Origin of the sequence: Campylobacter sp. CNRCH_2013_0855 (genome assembly GCF_025773025.1) — a bacterium.
GTDB classification, from domain to species: domain Bacteria; phylum Campylobacterota; class Campylobacteria; order Campylobacterales; family Campylobacteraceae; genus Campylobacter_D; species Campylobacter_D jejuni_C.
In genome coordinates this window covers 1-627 of record NZ_JAKMTE010000066.1, presented here as the reverse complement: position 1 = coordinate 627, position 627 = coordinate 1, and the positions used below count along the sequence as shown (strand labels likewise).

Below are 627 nucleotides of genomic sequence, written 5' to 3'. Positions count from 1 at the left end.
ATAATTGATTTGAATAAATATAAATTGGCTAATGATCAATTTGGAAGTATATACAAAGCCTTAAGAAGTGATGTGGTTGAGGGTAAATTAAAAGATCCAAGGGATGTAGATTCTACTTATGAAAGCAGAAGAGAATTTGATCGTTATATGGTTGGATATAGAAAGGGTATGGCGCAAGGTTATGGAACCGATACACCTAATGATTGGAGCGAAGAAAGAGCACAACTTTTTAATGATACTTTAATACTACATGCCAAACTCGCAGCTCTAACTCCACCTCAAGGCTATCCTAATGCACCTTATTATTTTACCCCTGAAAAACTAGAATGGTATTATAAAAGACATAAGCTTGATAAACTCCTTGATCCAAGAATTCCTGCCATATATAGATATAATTTTCCACAAGAACTTCGAGCTAAAATACTAGCTTATGCTAAAGAACATAATATAAAAGAGTAAAAATAATGAATTTCATTAGCCACTACTATAATCATGGAAGATGGTTTGTATATAGGATGAAAGGATAAAAATGAGTGAAACTTATGAAATTTATACGCCCGAAGGTTTTATATTAAATGTAGATAAACAAAGTGGAAGAATACTATTTCCAAAGTCAAAAAAGCCCAC

The 627-nt window shown here is 32.1% G+C and carries 1 pseudogene; it reads left to right on the top strand.

Going from position 1 to position 627, the window contains the following annotated elements:
- Positions 1-459, top strand: a pseudogene (locus tag L8X40_RS08460) (hypothetical protein); the annotation flags it as partial.
- Positions 460-627: the final 168 nt, after the last annotated feature.